Here is a 15047-nt window from a genome sequence, read left to right as displayed (position 1 = left end):
TCATTTCAGCAAAAGAAAAGAGCAGCCATATATGACTGCCCAGTTCTCTTAGTGATTTTCTATAAAATTGTCAATTGCTTCTAATGCACGGTCAGCAATGCGCTGGTTCTTTTCTTTCTTAGGCACTCTTTTCTCCAGCTGCGGCATAAGTCCGAAATTTACATTCATCGGCTGGAAGTTCTTGCCATCAAAGTGAGAGATGTAGTAGCAAAGAGAGCCAATGGCGGTTTCTCTCGGAAATGCTTCCGGTTCTTCACCGCGGAATCTTGCAGCTGCGCTGTAAGCGGCAACAATCCCTGATGCGGCGGATTCGACATACCCTTCGACGCCGGTCATTTGTCCTGCAAAGAAGAGCCCTTTCCTTTTTCTCGTTTCCATGGTTTCGTTCAAAAGATCGGGCGAATCGATGTATGTATTCCTGTGCATAACGCCATAACGGACGAATTCCGCATGCGATAAGCCAGGAATCATGCCAAAGACCCGCTTTTGTTCACCCCACTTCAGATGAGTCTGGAAGCCGACAATATTGTACATCGTATCGTCTTCATTGTCTCTTCGAAGCTGGACGACTGCATATGGAGTTTCCCCGGTTCTCGGATCAGGAAGCCCGACCGGTTTTAACGGGCCGAATCGCATTGTATCTGCTCCGCGCTGCGCCATGACTTCAATCGGCATGCATCCTTCAAAAACCTTCTTGTTTTCAAACCCATGGACCGGAGCCATTTCTGCATGACAGAGCGCTTCCTGGAATGCCGCATACTCTTCTTCATTCATAGGGCAGTTCAGATAAGCTGCTTCCCCTTTTCCGTAGCGTGACATCGCATAAACTACGTCCAGATCCAGTGATTCTTTTGTTACGATCGGAGCAGCTGCGTCATAGAAATGAAAGCCCTCTCCGCCGCAAAAATCTTCAATCGCTTCTGCCAGTTTTCCCTCTGTCAGAGGACCCGTGGCAATGATCGTAATGCCATCTTCCGGAATTTCAGTCACTTCTTTTTCCGTAAATGTAATCAGCGGATGGTTCTTTACGATTTCAGTCACGGCTTCCGCGTATCCCATACGGTCGACAGCCAGAGCTCCGCCAGCTGGTACAGAGTGGTGATCGGCAGCATCCATGATGACCGAATGAAGGCGGCGCATTTCTTCCTTCAGCAGGCCTACTGCATTTGTCACGGAAGCCGCGCGAAGCGAATTGCTGCAGACAAGTTCAGCAAAATAGCCGGTATGGTGCGCCGGTGTCTGCTTAAGGGGACGCATCTCTACCAATTCTACCGGGATTCCAAGTTCAGCAAGCTGAAACGCAGCTTCGCTGCCTGCAAGTCCGGCTCCTATTACGGTTACTTTATCAGTCAATTTATTTCTCCTGTCATGTTTCATCTTTCGATGCTGTTTTCTTTGTTGCCCTTCTTCCTTTAGTGGTACTCTTCTTGGGAGCTGTCAGACACTCAGGGTTCGAGCAGACAATCGTCTCTGTCCCGTCTCTGGATACCTTCTTGACCATGATCGATCCGCATACTTTGCAGAACTGGTCTACCGGTTCGTTCCAGAGTGCCATATCACACGCCGGATACCGGCTGCATCCATAGAAGGTACGCCCTCTCTTGGTTCTTCTCTGGATCATATGTCCTTCATGACACTTCGGGCAGACGATGGAAGTGTCAATGACAATGGCCTTATTCGCATTGCAGTTGGGACATTTCAAATACCTTCCATACGGTCCCATGCGGTAAACCATCAGTGTACCGCACTTATCGCAATGGACATCAGAAACCTCTTCCGGCCCGTTGACCAGGCTGTACGGCTTGATGTTCTTGCAGTCCGGATAGTTCGGACAGGCAAGATACTTGCCGTAGCGCCCCAGCTTTACAATCATCTTTGCGCCGCATTTTTCGCAGACAACATCAGAAACCTCTGCTTCTTCCTTCTTGTTTTTGGAAGCTTCCACATTAGCTGCGTTCAGTTCGTCTGAAAAGACCTTGTAGAAGTCAGTGATGACCTTTGTATAAGTCGCATGGCCGTCAGCAATCTTATCCAGCCAGTTTTCAAGGTTGGCCGTAAAGTCTACATTGATGACTCCATCGAAATACTTCTTAAGAAGATCCGTTACCTTGAAACCGATTTCCGTTGGAACAAACTGCTTTCCTTCCTTGGTCACGTAGCGGCGTTTCTGTATGGTATCAAGAATCGGAGCGTATGTGGACGGGCGGCCGATTCCCTTTTCTTCGAGTACTTTGATCAGGCTTGCTTCTGTATATCTGGGGGGCGGAGAAGTAAAGTGCTGATTCCCGTCTGCCTTGACATTGAGGACAGAATCACCCTTCTTGAGCGGCGGGATAATCGCTGCTTCTTCTTCATCCTTCTTCTCATCCTTGGCTGGCTGCATGATTGTAAAACCATCAAAGAGAATGTGAAGTCCGCTTGCCTTTAAGGTGAATTCACCACACTGAAGGGTGACATTCGTACTCTGGGCAATTTGCGGTGCCATTTGCGATGCAATGAAACGGTTCCAGATCAGTGTGTAAAGACGCAGCCGGTCTCTTTTCAAAACACCTTTCAATGCGGCCGGCGGAAGTGCAAGACTTGTCGGTCTTATGGCTTCGTGGGCATCCTGCGCTTCTTTGGACTTGGCAAAAACATTCGGCTTTTCCGGCAGGTACTTGTCTCCGTAAAGCCTTCCGATATATTCTCTGGCCTGCTTGACCATTTCATCAGAAATACGCGTGGAATCCGTACGCATATAAGTGATCAGACCTACATGCCCCTGTTCAGGAAGCTCGATGCCTTCATAGAGTTCCTGCGCAAGAAGCATGGTTTTCTTGGATCCGAAGTTCAATTTATTGACAGCATCCTGCTGCATAGTGGACGTCGTATAAGGCGGCTTCGTCTTGCGCTGCTTCTTTGTCTTTGTTACGGAAACTACATCCGCATTCTTATTCCGGACGCCTGCTGCTGCTTTTTCTGCTTCTTCTTCATTGTGAAGCTCTGCAGGTTTTCCGCTGATCTGTGCCAGCTTTGCGTTAAACGCATCCCCTTCCGGAGTCGTATAGACACATTCGATTGTCCAGTATTCTTCCTGTTTGAAGGCGCGTATTTCTTCCTCGCGTTTGCAGATCAGACGCGTTGCCACAGACTGCACTCGTCCTGCAGAAAGGCCGCGGTATACCTGCTTCCAGAGCCAGGGAGAAAGCTTGTAGCCGACCAGCCTGTCAAGGACGCGGCGGGCCTGCTGCGCATCGACACGGTTCAAATCAATCGGTCCCGGATGCTTAATGGCTTCCTTGATGGCAGGAGCCGTGATTTCGTGGAATGCAATTCTTACATTATCTTCCGGATTCACATCAAGAAGCTTCGCTAAATGCCAGGAAATGGCCTCTCCTTCGCGATCAGGGTCCGTTGCCAGATAAATGTCCCTGCAATGGTTTGCTTCCTTCTGGAGTGTCTTGATAACGTCTTCCTTGTCCTTGGAATTGACGTATTCAGGCTTGAAATTATCATCGATATCAACGCCAAGTGTCTTTTGCGGCAGATCTCTCAAATGACCTTTCGAAGCAAGGACCTTGTAATCCGGTCCGAGAATTTTCTCTATTGTTTTTGCTTTAGCCGGAGATTCTACGACAACAAGATGCTTTCCCTTGGGATTTGGTTTACGTTTAAAAGATGGTTCAGCAGGAGCCTTTGTTCTTGTCTTGCGTTTGCTTCCTATTGTGATTGTTCTTGTAATTGGCAAAATCTTCCTCCACTTACTTAATAAAGTACAAGTTCTTTCATCTTTCAGATCTATGAACAAGAATGATACATGATTTAAATACTTTTATCAATTCCTTTATTATACACTTTCAGCGCAGTTTCTAAAAAGAATAAAATCGAACTGCCCTAAAATGATGCGAAGATCCGCCGATTTAAAGGGCTGATGAAAGAATGTTACAATCCTGTTTTTATTATATATCTGCCCTGTTCAGTCTCCTGGATATATCCCTTCAGCTGGAGCTGGAGCAAAATCATAGTCAATTTTACCACAGAAAATCCAGAATGCTGCAATATATCTTCGGAATTGACTTCTCCTTCGGTCTGGCAGAAATGGAATACATACTCCTCTTCAATCGTTAAAGGCTCCAGATACTTGCTCTCAGGCTTCCCTTTTTCTTCCTTCCAATTGTATTCGGAAAGGACATCTTCTGCCGATGTGCAGCATATAGCTCCATTCCTGATCAATTGATTGGTTCCTTTGCAGGAATCTATCCATATGCTTCCCGGTACGGAGAAGACATCCCTTCCTTCTTCCAATGCGAAATCAGAAGTAATCAATGAACCGCTGCGCTCAGCAGCCTCCACTACGATAACTCCCCGGCTCATTCCGGCAATAATCCTGTTTCTGGCGGGAAACTGCCGTCCAAGAGGCGGCGTTCCCGGCGGGTATTCAGAAAGCAGTGTGCCTCCGTTATCAATGACCTGCTGGAACAAATTCCTGTTTTCCGGCGGATAGACCTTATCCAGCCCGCATGCCATCACGACAACCGTACTCCCTTTTTCCTGCAAGACGCCGCTGTGCGAAGCACTGTCAATCCCTCTAGCTCCGCCGGAGACAACCGTAACGCCTTCTTTTGAAAGCACTCTGGCAAACTGTCCGGCTGTTTCTATTCCGTATGCGGTTGCCTTTCTCGATCCCACAATCCCTATCGTCTTTTCAAAGACCGGAGAAGTTCCCATATAATAGAGCACGGCCGGCGGATTGGACGTTTCTGCCAGAAGAGAAGGGTACGTGCTGTCTTCCCATGTACACCAGCGGATTCCAAGTCCCAGCAGCTTTTTCCCCAGTTTTTCCAGATCCGTTTCGCGCCTGTACTTGAGGAAGGCCTTTTCTCTGGCAGGAGTCAGCACATGAAGATCGATGATATCTTTTTCAGAGGCATTCCATACGTCTTCAGGCGTATTGAAGTGGTCAATCAGTTCCCTGATATTTTTGGCACCTAATCCCGGACATCCGGGAAGAGCAGCAGCATAAATATCCATAATCACCTCTGCGGAATCATATTCCTGTAACTTATCGCTTCAGCAACATGCTTGGCAAGAATCTGCGGCTGCCCGTCAAGATCGGCAATCGTACGGGAAACTTTGATGATCCTGTCATAGCTCCTGGCAGACAGGTGCAGCTTTTCGAATATTTCATGAAGCAGTTCAGTGCCTTCCTTATCAAGCTGGCAGGTTTCCTTCAGCTGCCTGTGCCCCATCTGTGCATTGTTCTGCATATGCCATTTGGAAAGTCTTGATGTCTGGATTGCTCTGGCCGCTGAAACACGGGCTGCAATTTCGGCAGAGGATTCTCCCTTTGTCGTTGCAATGAGCTCTTTATATTTAGGACGCTGTACCGTTACATGAAGATCGATTCTGTCAAGCAGCGGTCCTGATATCTTTCTTCCGTAGCTCCTGATTTCCCCATCCGTGCAGGTACACTGATGCTGCGGATCCCCGAGATATCCGCAGGGACAGGGGTTCATGGCCGCAATCAGAATAAAATCGGAGGGATAGACAAAGGATGCATTCACTCTTGAAATATGCACTTCCCTGTCCTCAAGCGGCTGTCTTAAAACCTCCAGGACGGAACGCGGAAATTCGGGAAGTTCATCCAGAAACAGGACGCCCCTGTGAGAAAGAGTTACTTCGCCCGGACGCGGAATCGTTCCCCCTCCGATCAGGCCTGCCATGGAAATCGTATGATGCGGGCTTCTGAAAGGTCTTTCCCTGATAATGTCATCCGCCTTATAAAGGCCAGCCACACTGTATATCTTTGTTACTTCCAGCGCCTCTTCCCTAGTCATGGGAGGAAGAATGGTCGTAATCCTTCTGGCAAGCATCGTCTTGCCCGATCCCGGTGCGCCTGTCATCAGAACATTATGGGCACCTGCGGCCGCAATCTCAAGCGCGCGTTTAGCGATGACCTGGCCCTGAACTTCAGAAAGATCGACATCACTGGCTTTTGCCTCTGTGTCTTCTTTTCTCACTGCCTGAGGGAGGTCTCTTTCTCCGACCAGAAATTCAACCAGTTCCCGCAGCGTCTTCGGCCCGTACACTTCAATATCATCACAGAGCAGTGCTTCGTTCGTGACTTCAGGTGCCATGAAATATCTGGTTATCCCTGCGGCTTTGCCGGTCAATACCATGGACAGTACGCCGGGAACAGGCCTTATTTCCCCCTGAAGAGAAAGCTCTCCGATGAAAATCATATTTTTCAAACGATCCAGCGGAATACCGCCGTTGGCCGCCAAAAGTCCGATTGCAATCGGAAGGTCAAGCCCCGAGCTGTCCTTTTTCAAGTCTGCCGGCGCCAGATTGACGATGACTTTATTTCCAGGGAAGCGGTACCCGGAATTTCTGATTGCCGAATTGACCCTTTCCTTAGATTCTTTGACAGATGCGGCCGGAAGTCCGACTATTTCCAATGCTTCTGCCGCTCTCCTGATATCTACTTCCACCCCGATTACATGCCCGTTGAGCCCATACGTTGTCGTTCCTAAGACTTCTGCATACATAATTGTCTCCCTCAACAATTAAATTTCCATACCAAGTTCTAGAATGCGTTTCGAGTATGCCTGTACCGGACTGCTCTTCCTGCTGAAGCCAGTACCTCTACAACATCAAATCTCACACTTTGATCAGTGATACGATGTGATGACAGGTATAAGTTTGCGCAATAGCGGATATGCTTTTGCTTATATTTGTTAACTGCCTCAATCGGATCACCATATTTTCTGTTATGCCTGCTTTTCACTTCTACAAAAACAATAACATCTCCATCCATCATAATTAAATCTACTTCGCCATGTATCCGCTTAAAATTGCGGTCGAGAAATTTATACCCTTTTTTCTCGAGATACACCTTGGCTAAATTTTCACCTTCCCGGCCAAAAGTTGTCGTTCCCATGAGTCCTCCATAACATGAAAATACAATATTTGCAATTTTATGACCGCGTAAGAACAGGCGCAGGGAGCAGGAAAGATCCCATGCCCTGTTATACTTATTTTAAATTTATATACCGTCCTGTATATAACGAACATACTTTGTCTTTCATTTTAAATTCCCATTTGGATAATAGTCAATGCCAAAGTATAAAAATTCTGTAAAGAAGAATGACACGGCAAATAAAACGATTGGAGGAGATTTAGGGTTATAGGACAAAACGTGTTGGTAAAAATTTATATTATGCTTGTATTAAGGGCAGAATACGGGGCATACTGAAATACGCCCGAGCTGCACTGTAATCCATCTCATCACAATTAGCTGGAAGCGTAAAAGCGCCCATATTCTCAGCACTTCCAGGTTTGTGTTCAAATGCGCACTTTTCCGCATCAGCAGCAGATAAAGACACAATAAGGGCATCTATTTTTCATAACGATAATCTTTCCAGAAGATTATTCACACTGAAAAGATAAAATCCCATTTTAGCCTGTATTTATCAGGGGTTTGAGGCTTTTTACCAACACGTTTTGTCCACCCTTTAATAATTACTGAAAATCTTAAAATGACGATGGAGCCCGATAAACGCGGGGCTCATCGACTATAAAAACAACACGAAATGTCCTATAAGCCGAGATTTATCCTTTTTAAAAAACAAAAGAACGGCACCAATAAGGTGCCGTTCTTCCATAATACGATTAACGATCAGCAAGATGAGCGTCGAACATGTAGAGCAGTCCATCGCAGTCTTTTGCTTTTTCGAAGCCTGCAACATTGTCTCTGGCGTTGACTTCTTCTTCAACCTGTTCAGTCAGATACCACTGCAGGAAAACTTCTGTTTCCAGATCTCCTTCTTCGCGGGCAAGTTTGAAAATGCTGCGGATGGAAGCAGATACTGCTTCTTCATGTGCAAGAGAATCTTTAGCAACATCGAGAGGATTGCTGTAGTGTTTCTTTACGCCGGCAATATCGGTGAAATCAACAACGCCATCTCTGTCTTCAATGTAGCCGATCAGTTTCAGTGCATGTGTTCTTTCTTCTTCATACTGTTTGTCGAGCCATTTAGCATAGCCGTTCAGAGCCAGGTTTTTCATGTCATGAGACATGGAGCGGTACAGATAGCCAGATGCGAATTCCATGTTGACCTGTGCAACAAGGGCCTTCAGAAGCTTTTCAGATAATTTCATAAGGCATTCTCCTTTGTATCCAATAACCAATGGTAAGGCTCATTATCGAGCCTTATATATATATAATATATATATATTATAACGCCGGACACGGAAAGTGTAAAGAGAAAATACGCTTATTCATTTATAAATATCTATAGTTTATAAACTATTTTATCATCCTCAGATCATGCTGAATCCCTTTGCAGGTACCAGCTACGCTTTTGCAGCTTCCTCCATTGCCTTGCGGGATGCTGCAATGGAACGTTCGATATCCTCATCTGTATGTGCCCAGGACATGAACAATGTTTCGAACGGGGATGGTGCCAGGTAAACATGCTGGTCAAGCATGGAAAGGAACCATGCCTTGAACTGAGCTGCATTTGCTTCACAGGAGTCCTGATAATTAAGGACATCCTTTTCGGAGAAGAAAATGCCGAACATGGATCCGGACTGATGGCAGATGAGAGGAACGCCTGCCTTGTCTGCAGATTCCTTCCATCCTTCCAGAAGAGCACTTGTCTTTTCGGCCAGCTTCTTATCGAGATCCGGAATGTTCATCATCTGCCTGATTGTTTCAATCCCTGCAGTAACAGCAAGCGGATTGCCAGACAGGGTTCCTGCCTGATAAACAGATCCGTCAGGGGCAATGCAGGCCATGATTTCCTTCCTGCCGCCATAGGCAGCAGCTGGAAGGCCTCCGCCAATGATCTTTCCGAGACAGGTCATATCCGGATGGATATGATAGAAGCTCTGCGCTCCATGTGATGAAGTGCGGAAGCCGCACATGACTTCGTCAAAAATCAGGACAGTGCCATATTTTGCCGTCTCTTCTCTTAGTGCTTCCAGGAAACCCGGAACCGGCAGTACACATCCCATATTCCCTGCTACCGGCTCAACAATGACAGCTGCTATCTCGTCGCCTTCAGCATCCATTATGGCTTTAAACGCCGGGATATCATTGTATGGCGTAACGAGGGTATCTTTGGCTGTTCCCTTTGTAACACCCGCACTGTCAGGCTTTCCGAAGGTAGCTGCACCGGAGCCTGCCTTTACAAGAAGGCTGTCCCCATGCCCGTGGTAGCAACCCTCGAACTTGAGAATCTTATCTCTTCCCGTGTAGCCTCTTGCTGCCCTTAAGGCGCTCATGGTTGCTTCCGTTCCGGAATTGACCATTCTTATTTTTTCAATGGAAGGATATACGGAATGAATCAGTTCTGCAATTTCCGTTTCCTTGAGTGTCGGTGCGCCATAGCTGGTGCTATTTTCCGCTGCCTTGCAGATAGCTGAAATGACAGCCGGATGAGCATGGCCAAGAATCATCGGACCCCAGGATCCGACATAATCTATGTATGTATTTCCATCGATATCTGTAATATGAGAGCCTTTAGCGCTTGCAATGAATGGTGGCGGGCAGCCCATATGCGGATAGGATCTGACCGGGCTGTTTACGCCGCCAGGCATAAACTTTCTTGCTTCTTCAAATGCAGCCTTGGATTTCTGAAGGTCAATCATCTTCCGGATTCCTCCTTAAGCCATTTTGCTACATCCGGAGCATGATAGGAAATGATGATGTCCGATCCTGCGCGTTTCATGCTGAGGAGTGATTCCATAACGATTCTCTTCTCATCAATCCAGCCCTTGGCTGCGGCAGCCTTCACCATGGCATATTCGCCGGATACATTGTACACGGCAACCGGTCTGTCCACGCGGTCGCGGACCTGACGGACGATATCAAGATATGCGAGTGCAGGTTTTACCATGATAATATCTGCGCCCTCTTCCATATCCAGATCTACTTCCTTCATAGCTTCTCTGCTGTTTGCCGGATCCATCTGGTATCCTCTTCTGTCACCGAACTGCGGTGCAGAATCAGCAGCATCACGGAATGGACCATAATAGCCGGATGCATATTTAACAGCGTAAGACATGATGATTACATTCTGGAGATCATTCTTGTCCAGTGTTTCACGAATGGCCGCAATACGTCCGTCCATCATATCGGAAGGCGCTACAATATCGGCACCTGCTTCTGCCTGGGAAAGAGCGACTTTCGCAATCAGTTCCAGTGTCGGGTCATTATCTACTTCATGTCCTTTAAGAACTCCGCAGTGGCCGCTTAAGGTGTACTGGCATAGGCAGACATCCCCAACGATAACAAGATCCGGGACAGCCGACTTGATAGCTTTGATTGCGCGCTGAACAGGGCTTGTCATGTCCCATGCAGAAGAACCGATTTCGTCCTTATATTCAGGAAGGCCGAATACTTCAACTGCCGGAATTCCAAGTTTATAGACTTCTTCAGCCATTTTGACTGCATTGTCTACGGACAGATGATACTGTCCGGGCATGCTCGGAATTTCTTCCTTAACATTCGTACCGGGAACGACGAAAATCGGATATACGAAATCATTGATTTCCAGAGAATTTTCTCTGACCATGCTGCGTATTGCATTTGTTCTTCTCAAACGACGCGGACGAAGTGTATTTAATTTCATATTAATGAACTCCCTTCTCAATAGCATCTACAAGGCCGTCAATTGTGTAAACATCAGAAACAACATCCGGCTCCAAGTGATATTTCCTGCATGAATCAGCTGTAATAGGCCCAATGCATGCAAGCTGGACCCCTTTCAGGAGTTCGGTGCGGCCATCAAGCTGGTCCATGAAATTATAGACTGTTGATGAACTTGTGAAAGTAACAATGTCTACTTTCTTGTTTTCAAGTATTTCAAGAAGCTTTTCTTTTCCACCCTTGTCAGGATGCGTTGTATACGCTTCAACAACGTTCACATCGCAGCCCATGGATTCCAATCCTTCCGGAAGGACGCTTCTTGCCACTTTGGCACGGGGAATCAGAATCTTATCCCCTGCTTTGACAAGCGGTCTCATTTCTTCGACAAGATCTTCCGCTTTATACTGCTTAGGCACGCAGTCGTTATTCAATCCGTACTTTTTGAGTTCCTTGGCGGTAGCAGGTCCAATGGCTGCCAGTTTGAGATGGCCGACAGATCTGAGATCCTTTCCTTTCTCAAACAGGCGGTTGAAGAAATAGTTGACGCCGTTCTGGCTTGTGAATATCAGCCAGTTATATTCATCTAAATGTTCAATGCCATCATCCATGCCTGCATAATCATCAGAAGGCGCTTCAATCGAAATGGTGGGAATTTCAATGCAGCATGCGCTTCTTTCTTCCAATGCGTTGGCAAGGCGGGATGCCTGTGTACGTGATCTTGTAATGATGATGCGCTTTCCAAATAACGGGCGGTTATCGAACCAGCGCATTTCTTCTCTCAGTTTTACAACATTTCCGACGACAAATACGGCCGGTGGCTCAATGCCTTTTTCGACAACATCCTTGGCTGCATTTTCCAGTGTCGTTGTATATGTTTCCTGATACGGCCTTGTGCCCCATCTTACAAAAGCCGCAGGTGTATCAGGGCTTCTGCCATACTTCATCAGCTGGGAAGCAATCAGTTCCGTGTGGCCGACGCTCATCAGGAAAATCAATGTGTCAGAGCCGCAGGCAAGCTTATCCCAGTGGATGGAAGACTTGTCTTTTGTCGGATCTTCATGACCGGTAATAACCGTAAAGGAAGCTGCAACACCTCTGTGAGTTACAGGGATGCCTGCGTAAGCCAGCGCAGCTATTGCGCTTGTTACACCCGGAATTTCTTCAAAGGCAACTCCCGCCCTGCGCAGTACTTCGATTTCCTCCCCGCCGCGACCGAAGACGAAAGGATCGCCGCCCTTCAAACGGGCAACTATTTTGCCTTCCCTGCCTTTTTCCGCCAGAAGCTCACTGATCTCATGCTGTTTCATCGTGTGGCAGCCCACTTTTTTGCCAACATAAATATATTCAGCATCAGGTTTTGCGAACTTCAATATTCTCTTATCTGCCAGGTAATCGCCGACAATGACGTCCGCCTCTCCCAGGCACCGTTTCCCTTTCAAAGTCAGCAGTTCCGGATCCCCGGGGCCAGCCCCGATCAGATAAACTTTTCCCTTGTTCATGTACGTCTCCTCACTAGTATGGTTATATTTTTTGAAGATTTTTCAAGATTTCACGGCCGCCGGCATTCAGCAGTTTTTCCGCCAGTCTTTCGCCAAGAGCTTCCGCTTCTGCATCCGAGGCTCCATCCTCGCCCCTGTACAATTCTTTTCCATCCGGCGAAGCAATAAAGGCCTTGGCCACAATTTTCTTTCTTCCATCAGGAACCACGAATATTCCGGCCGGAACTTTGCAGTCGCCGCCTACTTTGGCAAGAAAGGCTCTCTCTGCCCTGATGCAGTAAGCAATATTCGCATTATGCAGGAAAGAAACCGCTTCCAGCGTATCTGCATCATCCGTTCTGGCCTCTATCGCCATGACGCCCTGTCCGGCAGCCGGTATGCTGTCATTCGTATCAATATACGATTTGATTCTTCTATCCAGCCCGAGTCTCTTCAAGCCTGCTGCAGCAAGTATGACTGCATCATATTCTCCTTCATCAAGATGCCGCAGTCTTGTCTGTACATTGCCGCGAAGGGATTTAACAGTAAGATCCGGTCTGTAATGAAGAAGCTGAGCCTGTCTTCTCAAGCTTGATGTACCGACAACAGCATGCTGCGGAAGTTCATCCAGTGATGCATATTTCCCTGATACAAATGCATCTCTTGGATCTTCACGGGCAGTCACAGCTGCCAGAGTCAGTCCATCAGCCAGTTCTGCCGTCATGTCTTTCAAGGAGTGAACCGCCAGATCCGCCTGCCCTTCCAGAAGCATCACTTCGAGCTCTTTTATAAAGAGCCCTTTCCCTCCGATTTCAACGAGCGGCCTGTCGAGAATCTGATCCCCCTTGGTCGTTACAGGAAGAAGCTCCACATCGATTTCCGGATGTGCTTCCTTAATTTTACCGGCTACATAACGAGCCTGCCAAAGTGCCAATAAACTTTCACGGGTTGCAATGACGATCCTATTTTTCAAGTTCCTGCCCCTTTCTGACGTCCAGCTTGAACAAGCGTGTCAAAGCAATTTTATCCGGGGTTTCCCATTCTGTCCCCGCATGCTCATTCAAATGGATCATTGGTTCCCTAAGTATTTTGCGTACGATCATATGAGTCATATGATTCAGTACTCTTTTATCCTCATCGGTAAGGCCATCAATTTTGGCCATACCTTTTCTCATTTCCCTCTGCCTGATTTCCTCTGCTTTGTCTGACAGGGAAACCATGACAGGCCGGGTGCTGAGATAAGTAAATCTCTCTTCAATGGAGCGGATTTCTTCCTCAACGATAATTTCCGCTCTTTCCGCTTCGCCTTCTCTGAAACGGATATTCTTTTCAACGATTCCCTGAAGGTCATCCATGTTATACAAGGAAACATTACGGATATTTCCAACTTCAGGCTCTATATCGCTTGGTACTGCAATATCGATGGCAACAAGCGGCTTGACGCTTCTTCTCATCATCAGGTTCCTGACATCCCATGCTTTTACAATATACTGGGATGCACCGGTAGCGGTTACGATGATATCAATATCATCAGCATGTGAAAGTGCATTGGCAAACGGAACAGCTTCCCCATCAAACTTGCCTGCCAGTTCCAGAGCTTTGTCGTAATGACGGTTTGTAATGACAAGGCGGCTGAGTCCCTTTCCCTGAAGATTCTTAACTAAAAGCTCAGCTGCTTCGCCTGCGCCAAATACCATAGCGCTCCTGCCTTCCAGGCCGTTTAAAATTTTCTCTGCCAGTTTTACCGCTGCATAGCTGACTGAGACGGCACTGTATGCAATCTGCGTCTCTGTTCTTACACGTTTCCCGGTTGTAATTGCACGGTGGAATAAAGTGTTCAGTATTGTTTTTGTTGCTTTTTCAGCCAGTGCCAGCGTATAAGCCGTCTTGATCTGATTTAATATTCCGCCTTCGCCAATGACCATGGAATCAAGGCCGGAAGCAACTTCAAACAAATGACGGATGCATTCCTCTCCTTCATAATAGAAGAAATATTCATCCCTGGATTCACTATTTCCGGACAGAGCCAGGAAAAACTTCATTAATCCTTCCCTTGATCCTGCATCGCCGAGAACTGCATAAATCTCGGTTCTGTTGCATGTAGAAAGGATAACGGCCTCATTGATCCCTGACTGCTCATCCAGATGACGCAGGCCGCTTCTGGCGCTTTCCTCCGAAACGGCAAACTGCTCGCGAATAGTTACGGGCACAGTCTTATGATTTAACCCCAAAACTACCAATCGCATGACGTACACACTCCTCTGCTTCGTCTAAATTTCCCTGTAATACAAGATCCATAATCTGATCGTTAAAGGCAGCATGCCAAAATTCCTCGCGTACCTTGCTGTCGGCAATGCCGGCCCTGACTTCAAGCCTGATTGCCTCCACCCTGTCCAGCCATCGGGGAAAGTCCGAAGGTATTTTATTTTCAAGCCATTTTTTTACATACCTGGACATAGCTGGTGATCTGCCGTCGGTGGAAACGGCTATCTGTATCCCTCCAGTCCTAAAGCTTGCCGGAATCGTATAATTCCCAAGCTCTGGAAAGTCTGCCGCATTATAAAGGAATCCATGCGCGATGGATTCCTTTCTTATGTCTTCCGCTACATCCCGCCGGCCTGCCGCAGTGATTACAATCTGATACCCGTTCCAGTCATTGGCGGTATAAGTCCGTTTTTCCCATTGAATATCCTTATTCACGGCCATATCGCCAATTTCACTGCAGGCTTCAGGTGCCAGTACAGTAATCAATGCTTTCTCCTTCAGCAGTTTCCTAATCTTTCGAAGTGCAATATGCCCTCCTCCGATTACGAGACACGGAATACCTTCCACTTTTAGATTGACAGGATACAAACAAATACACCTCAATATAAGTAGGATAAAAGCTCATTGAGAGCTTTTTATTTCTTAAGCTGATTATAATTATTCTATCTTTA

12 protein-coding genes are annotated in these 15047 nt (G+C 47.0%); all 12 read right to left on the bottom strand.

Annotation, left to right across the window (positions count from 1 at the left end):
- Positions 1–48 precede the first annotated feature (48 nt).
- The gene (gene trmFO, locus Dia5BBH33_RS03655; protein ID WP_108850892.1) at positions 49–1353 is read right to left on the bottom strand and encodes a methylenetetrahydrofolate--tRNA-(uracil(54)-C(5))-methyltransferase (FADH(2)-oxidizing) TrmFO; all 1305 of its coding nucleotides are present in this window, start codon (positions 1351–1353) and stop codon (positions 49–51) included.
- Positions 1354–1366: 13 nt separating this feature from the next.
- Positions 1367–3727 (bottom strand): type I DNA topoisomerase, encoded by a 2361-nt coding sequence (topA, locus tag Dia5BBH33_RS03650; protein WP_143332401.1) that lies wholly within the window; start codon positions 3725–3727, stop codon positions 1367–1369.
- Between the two features lie 194 nt (positions 3728–3921).
- Positions 3922–5010 (bottom strand): DNA-processing protein DprA, encoded by a 1089-nt coding sequence (dprA, locus tag Dia5BBH33_RS03645; RefSeq protein ID WP_108849812.1) that lies wholly within the window; start codon positions 5008–5010, stop codon positions 3922–3924.
- A 2-nt stretch (positions 5011–5012) separates the two neighbouring features.
- On the bottom strand, positions 5013–6527 hold the full coding sequence (locus Dia5BBH33_RS03640; protein ID WP_108849813.1) for a YifB family Mg chelatase-like AAA ATPase: 1515 nt from the start codon (positions 6525–6527) through the stop codon (positions 5013–5015).
- Between the two features lie 38 nt (positions 6528–6565).
- Positions 6566–6919, bottom strand: coding sequence for a YraN family protein (locus Dia5BBH33_RS03635; RefSeq protein ID WP_022382150.1), 354 nt, complete (start codon positions 6917–6919; stop codon positions 6566–6568).
- Positions 6920–7650: 731 nt separating this feature from the next.
- Complete coding sequence (locus Dia5BBH33_RS03630; protein WP_022382672.1) at positions 7651–8139, bottom strand: ferritin; 489 nt, start codon at positions 8137–8139, stop codon at positions 7651–7653.
- A 195-nt stretch (positions 8140–8334) separates the two neighbouring features.
- Entirely contained in the window at positions 8335–9633 is a 1299-nt protein-coding gene (gene hemL, locus Dia5BBH33_RS03625; protein WP_108849814.1) for a glutamate-1-semialdehyde 2,1-aminomutase, read from the bottom strand.
- Positions 9630–10616: a porphobilinogen synthase gene (gene hemB / locus Dia5BBH33_RS03620; protein ID WP_022382670.1), complete on the bottom strand. Its 987-nt coding sequence runs from the start codon at positions 10614–10616 to the stop codon at positions 9630–9632. The genes hemL and hemB overlap by 4 nt, the downstream gene beginning before the upstream one ends.
- A 1-nt stretch (position 10617) precedes the next feature.
- Positions 10618–12132 carry a uroporphyrinogen-III C-methyltransferase gene (cobA, locus tag Dia5BBH33_RS03615; RefSeq protein WP_108849815.1) on the bottom strand — a complete coding sequence of 505 codons (1515 nt, stop codon included), beginning with the start codon at positions 12130–12132 and terminating at the stop codon, positions 10618–10620.
- Positions 12133–12154: 22 nt separating this feature from the next.
- Positions 12155–13084 carry a hydroxymethylbilane synthase gene (gene hemC / locus Dia5BBH33_RS03610; protein WP_108849816.1) on the bottom strand — a complete coding sequence of 310 codons (930 nt, stop codon included), beginning with the start codon at positions 13082–13084 and terminating at the stop codon, positions 12155–12157.
- Complete coding sequence (gene hemA / locus Dia5BBH33_RS03605; RefSeq protein ID WP_232518080.1) at positions 13074–14342, bottom strand: glutamyl-tRNA reductase; 1269 nt, start codon at positions 14340–14342, stop codon at positions 13074–13076. The genes hemC and hemA overlap by 11 nt, the downstream gene beginning before the upstream one ends.
- Positions 14326–14943 carry a precorrin-2 dehydrogenase/sirohydrochlorin ferrochelatase family protein gene (locus Dia5BBH33_RS03600; RefSeq protein WP_231939306.1) on the bottom strand — a complete coding sequence of 206 codons (618 nt, stop codon included), beginning with the start codon at positions 14941–14943 and terminating at the stop codon, positions 14326–14328. Before Dia5BBH33_RS03600 ends, hemA begins: the two co-directional genes overlap by 17 nt.
- Between the last annotated feature and the right edge of the window lie 104 nt (positions 14944–15047).

This window comes from Dialister hominis, assembly GCF_007164725.1.
Taxonomy (GTDB): domain Bacteria; phylum Bacillota; class Negativicutes; order Veillonellales; family Dialisteraceae; genus Dialister; species Dialister hominis.
This window is presented reverse-complemented; position numbering and strand designations above follow the sequence as displayed.

Bases quoted from the DNA above. Each gene is read 5' to 3' on its own strand.
- hemB (WP_022382670.1), bottom strand. From the start codon at position 10,616: ATGAAATTAAATACACTTCGTCCGCGTCGTTTGAGAAGAACAAATGCA.
- Dia5BBH33_RS03630 (WP_022382672.1), bottom strand. From the start codon at position 8,139: ATGAAATTATCTGAAAAGCTTCTGAAGGCCCTTGTTGCACAGGTCAAC.
- cobA (WP_108849815.1), bottom strand. From the start codon at position 12,132: ATGAACAAGGGAAAAGTTTATCTGATCGGGGCTGGCCCCGGGGATCCG.
- Dia5BBH33_RS03635 (WP_022382150.1), bottom strand. From the start codon at position 6,919: ATGGGAACGACAACTTTTGGCCGGGAAGGTGAAAATTTAGCCAAGGTG.
- dprA (WP_108849812.1), bottom strand. From the start codon at position 5,010: ATGGATATTTATGCTGCTGCTCTTCCCGGATGTCCGGGATTAGGTGCC.
- Dia5BBH33_RS03640 (WP_108849813.1), bottom strand. From the start codon at position 6,527: ATGTATGCAGAAGTCTTAGGAACGACAACGTATGGGCTCAACGGGCAT.
- hemL (WP_108849814.1), bottom strand. From the start codon at position 9,633: ATGATTGACCTTCAGAAATCCAAGGCTGCATTTGAAGAAGCAAGAAAG.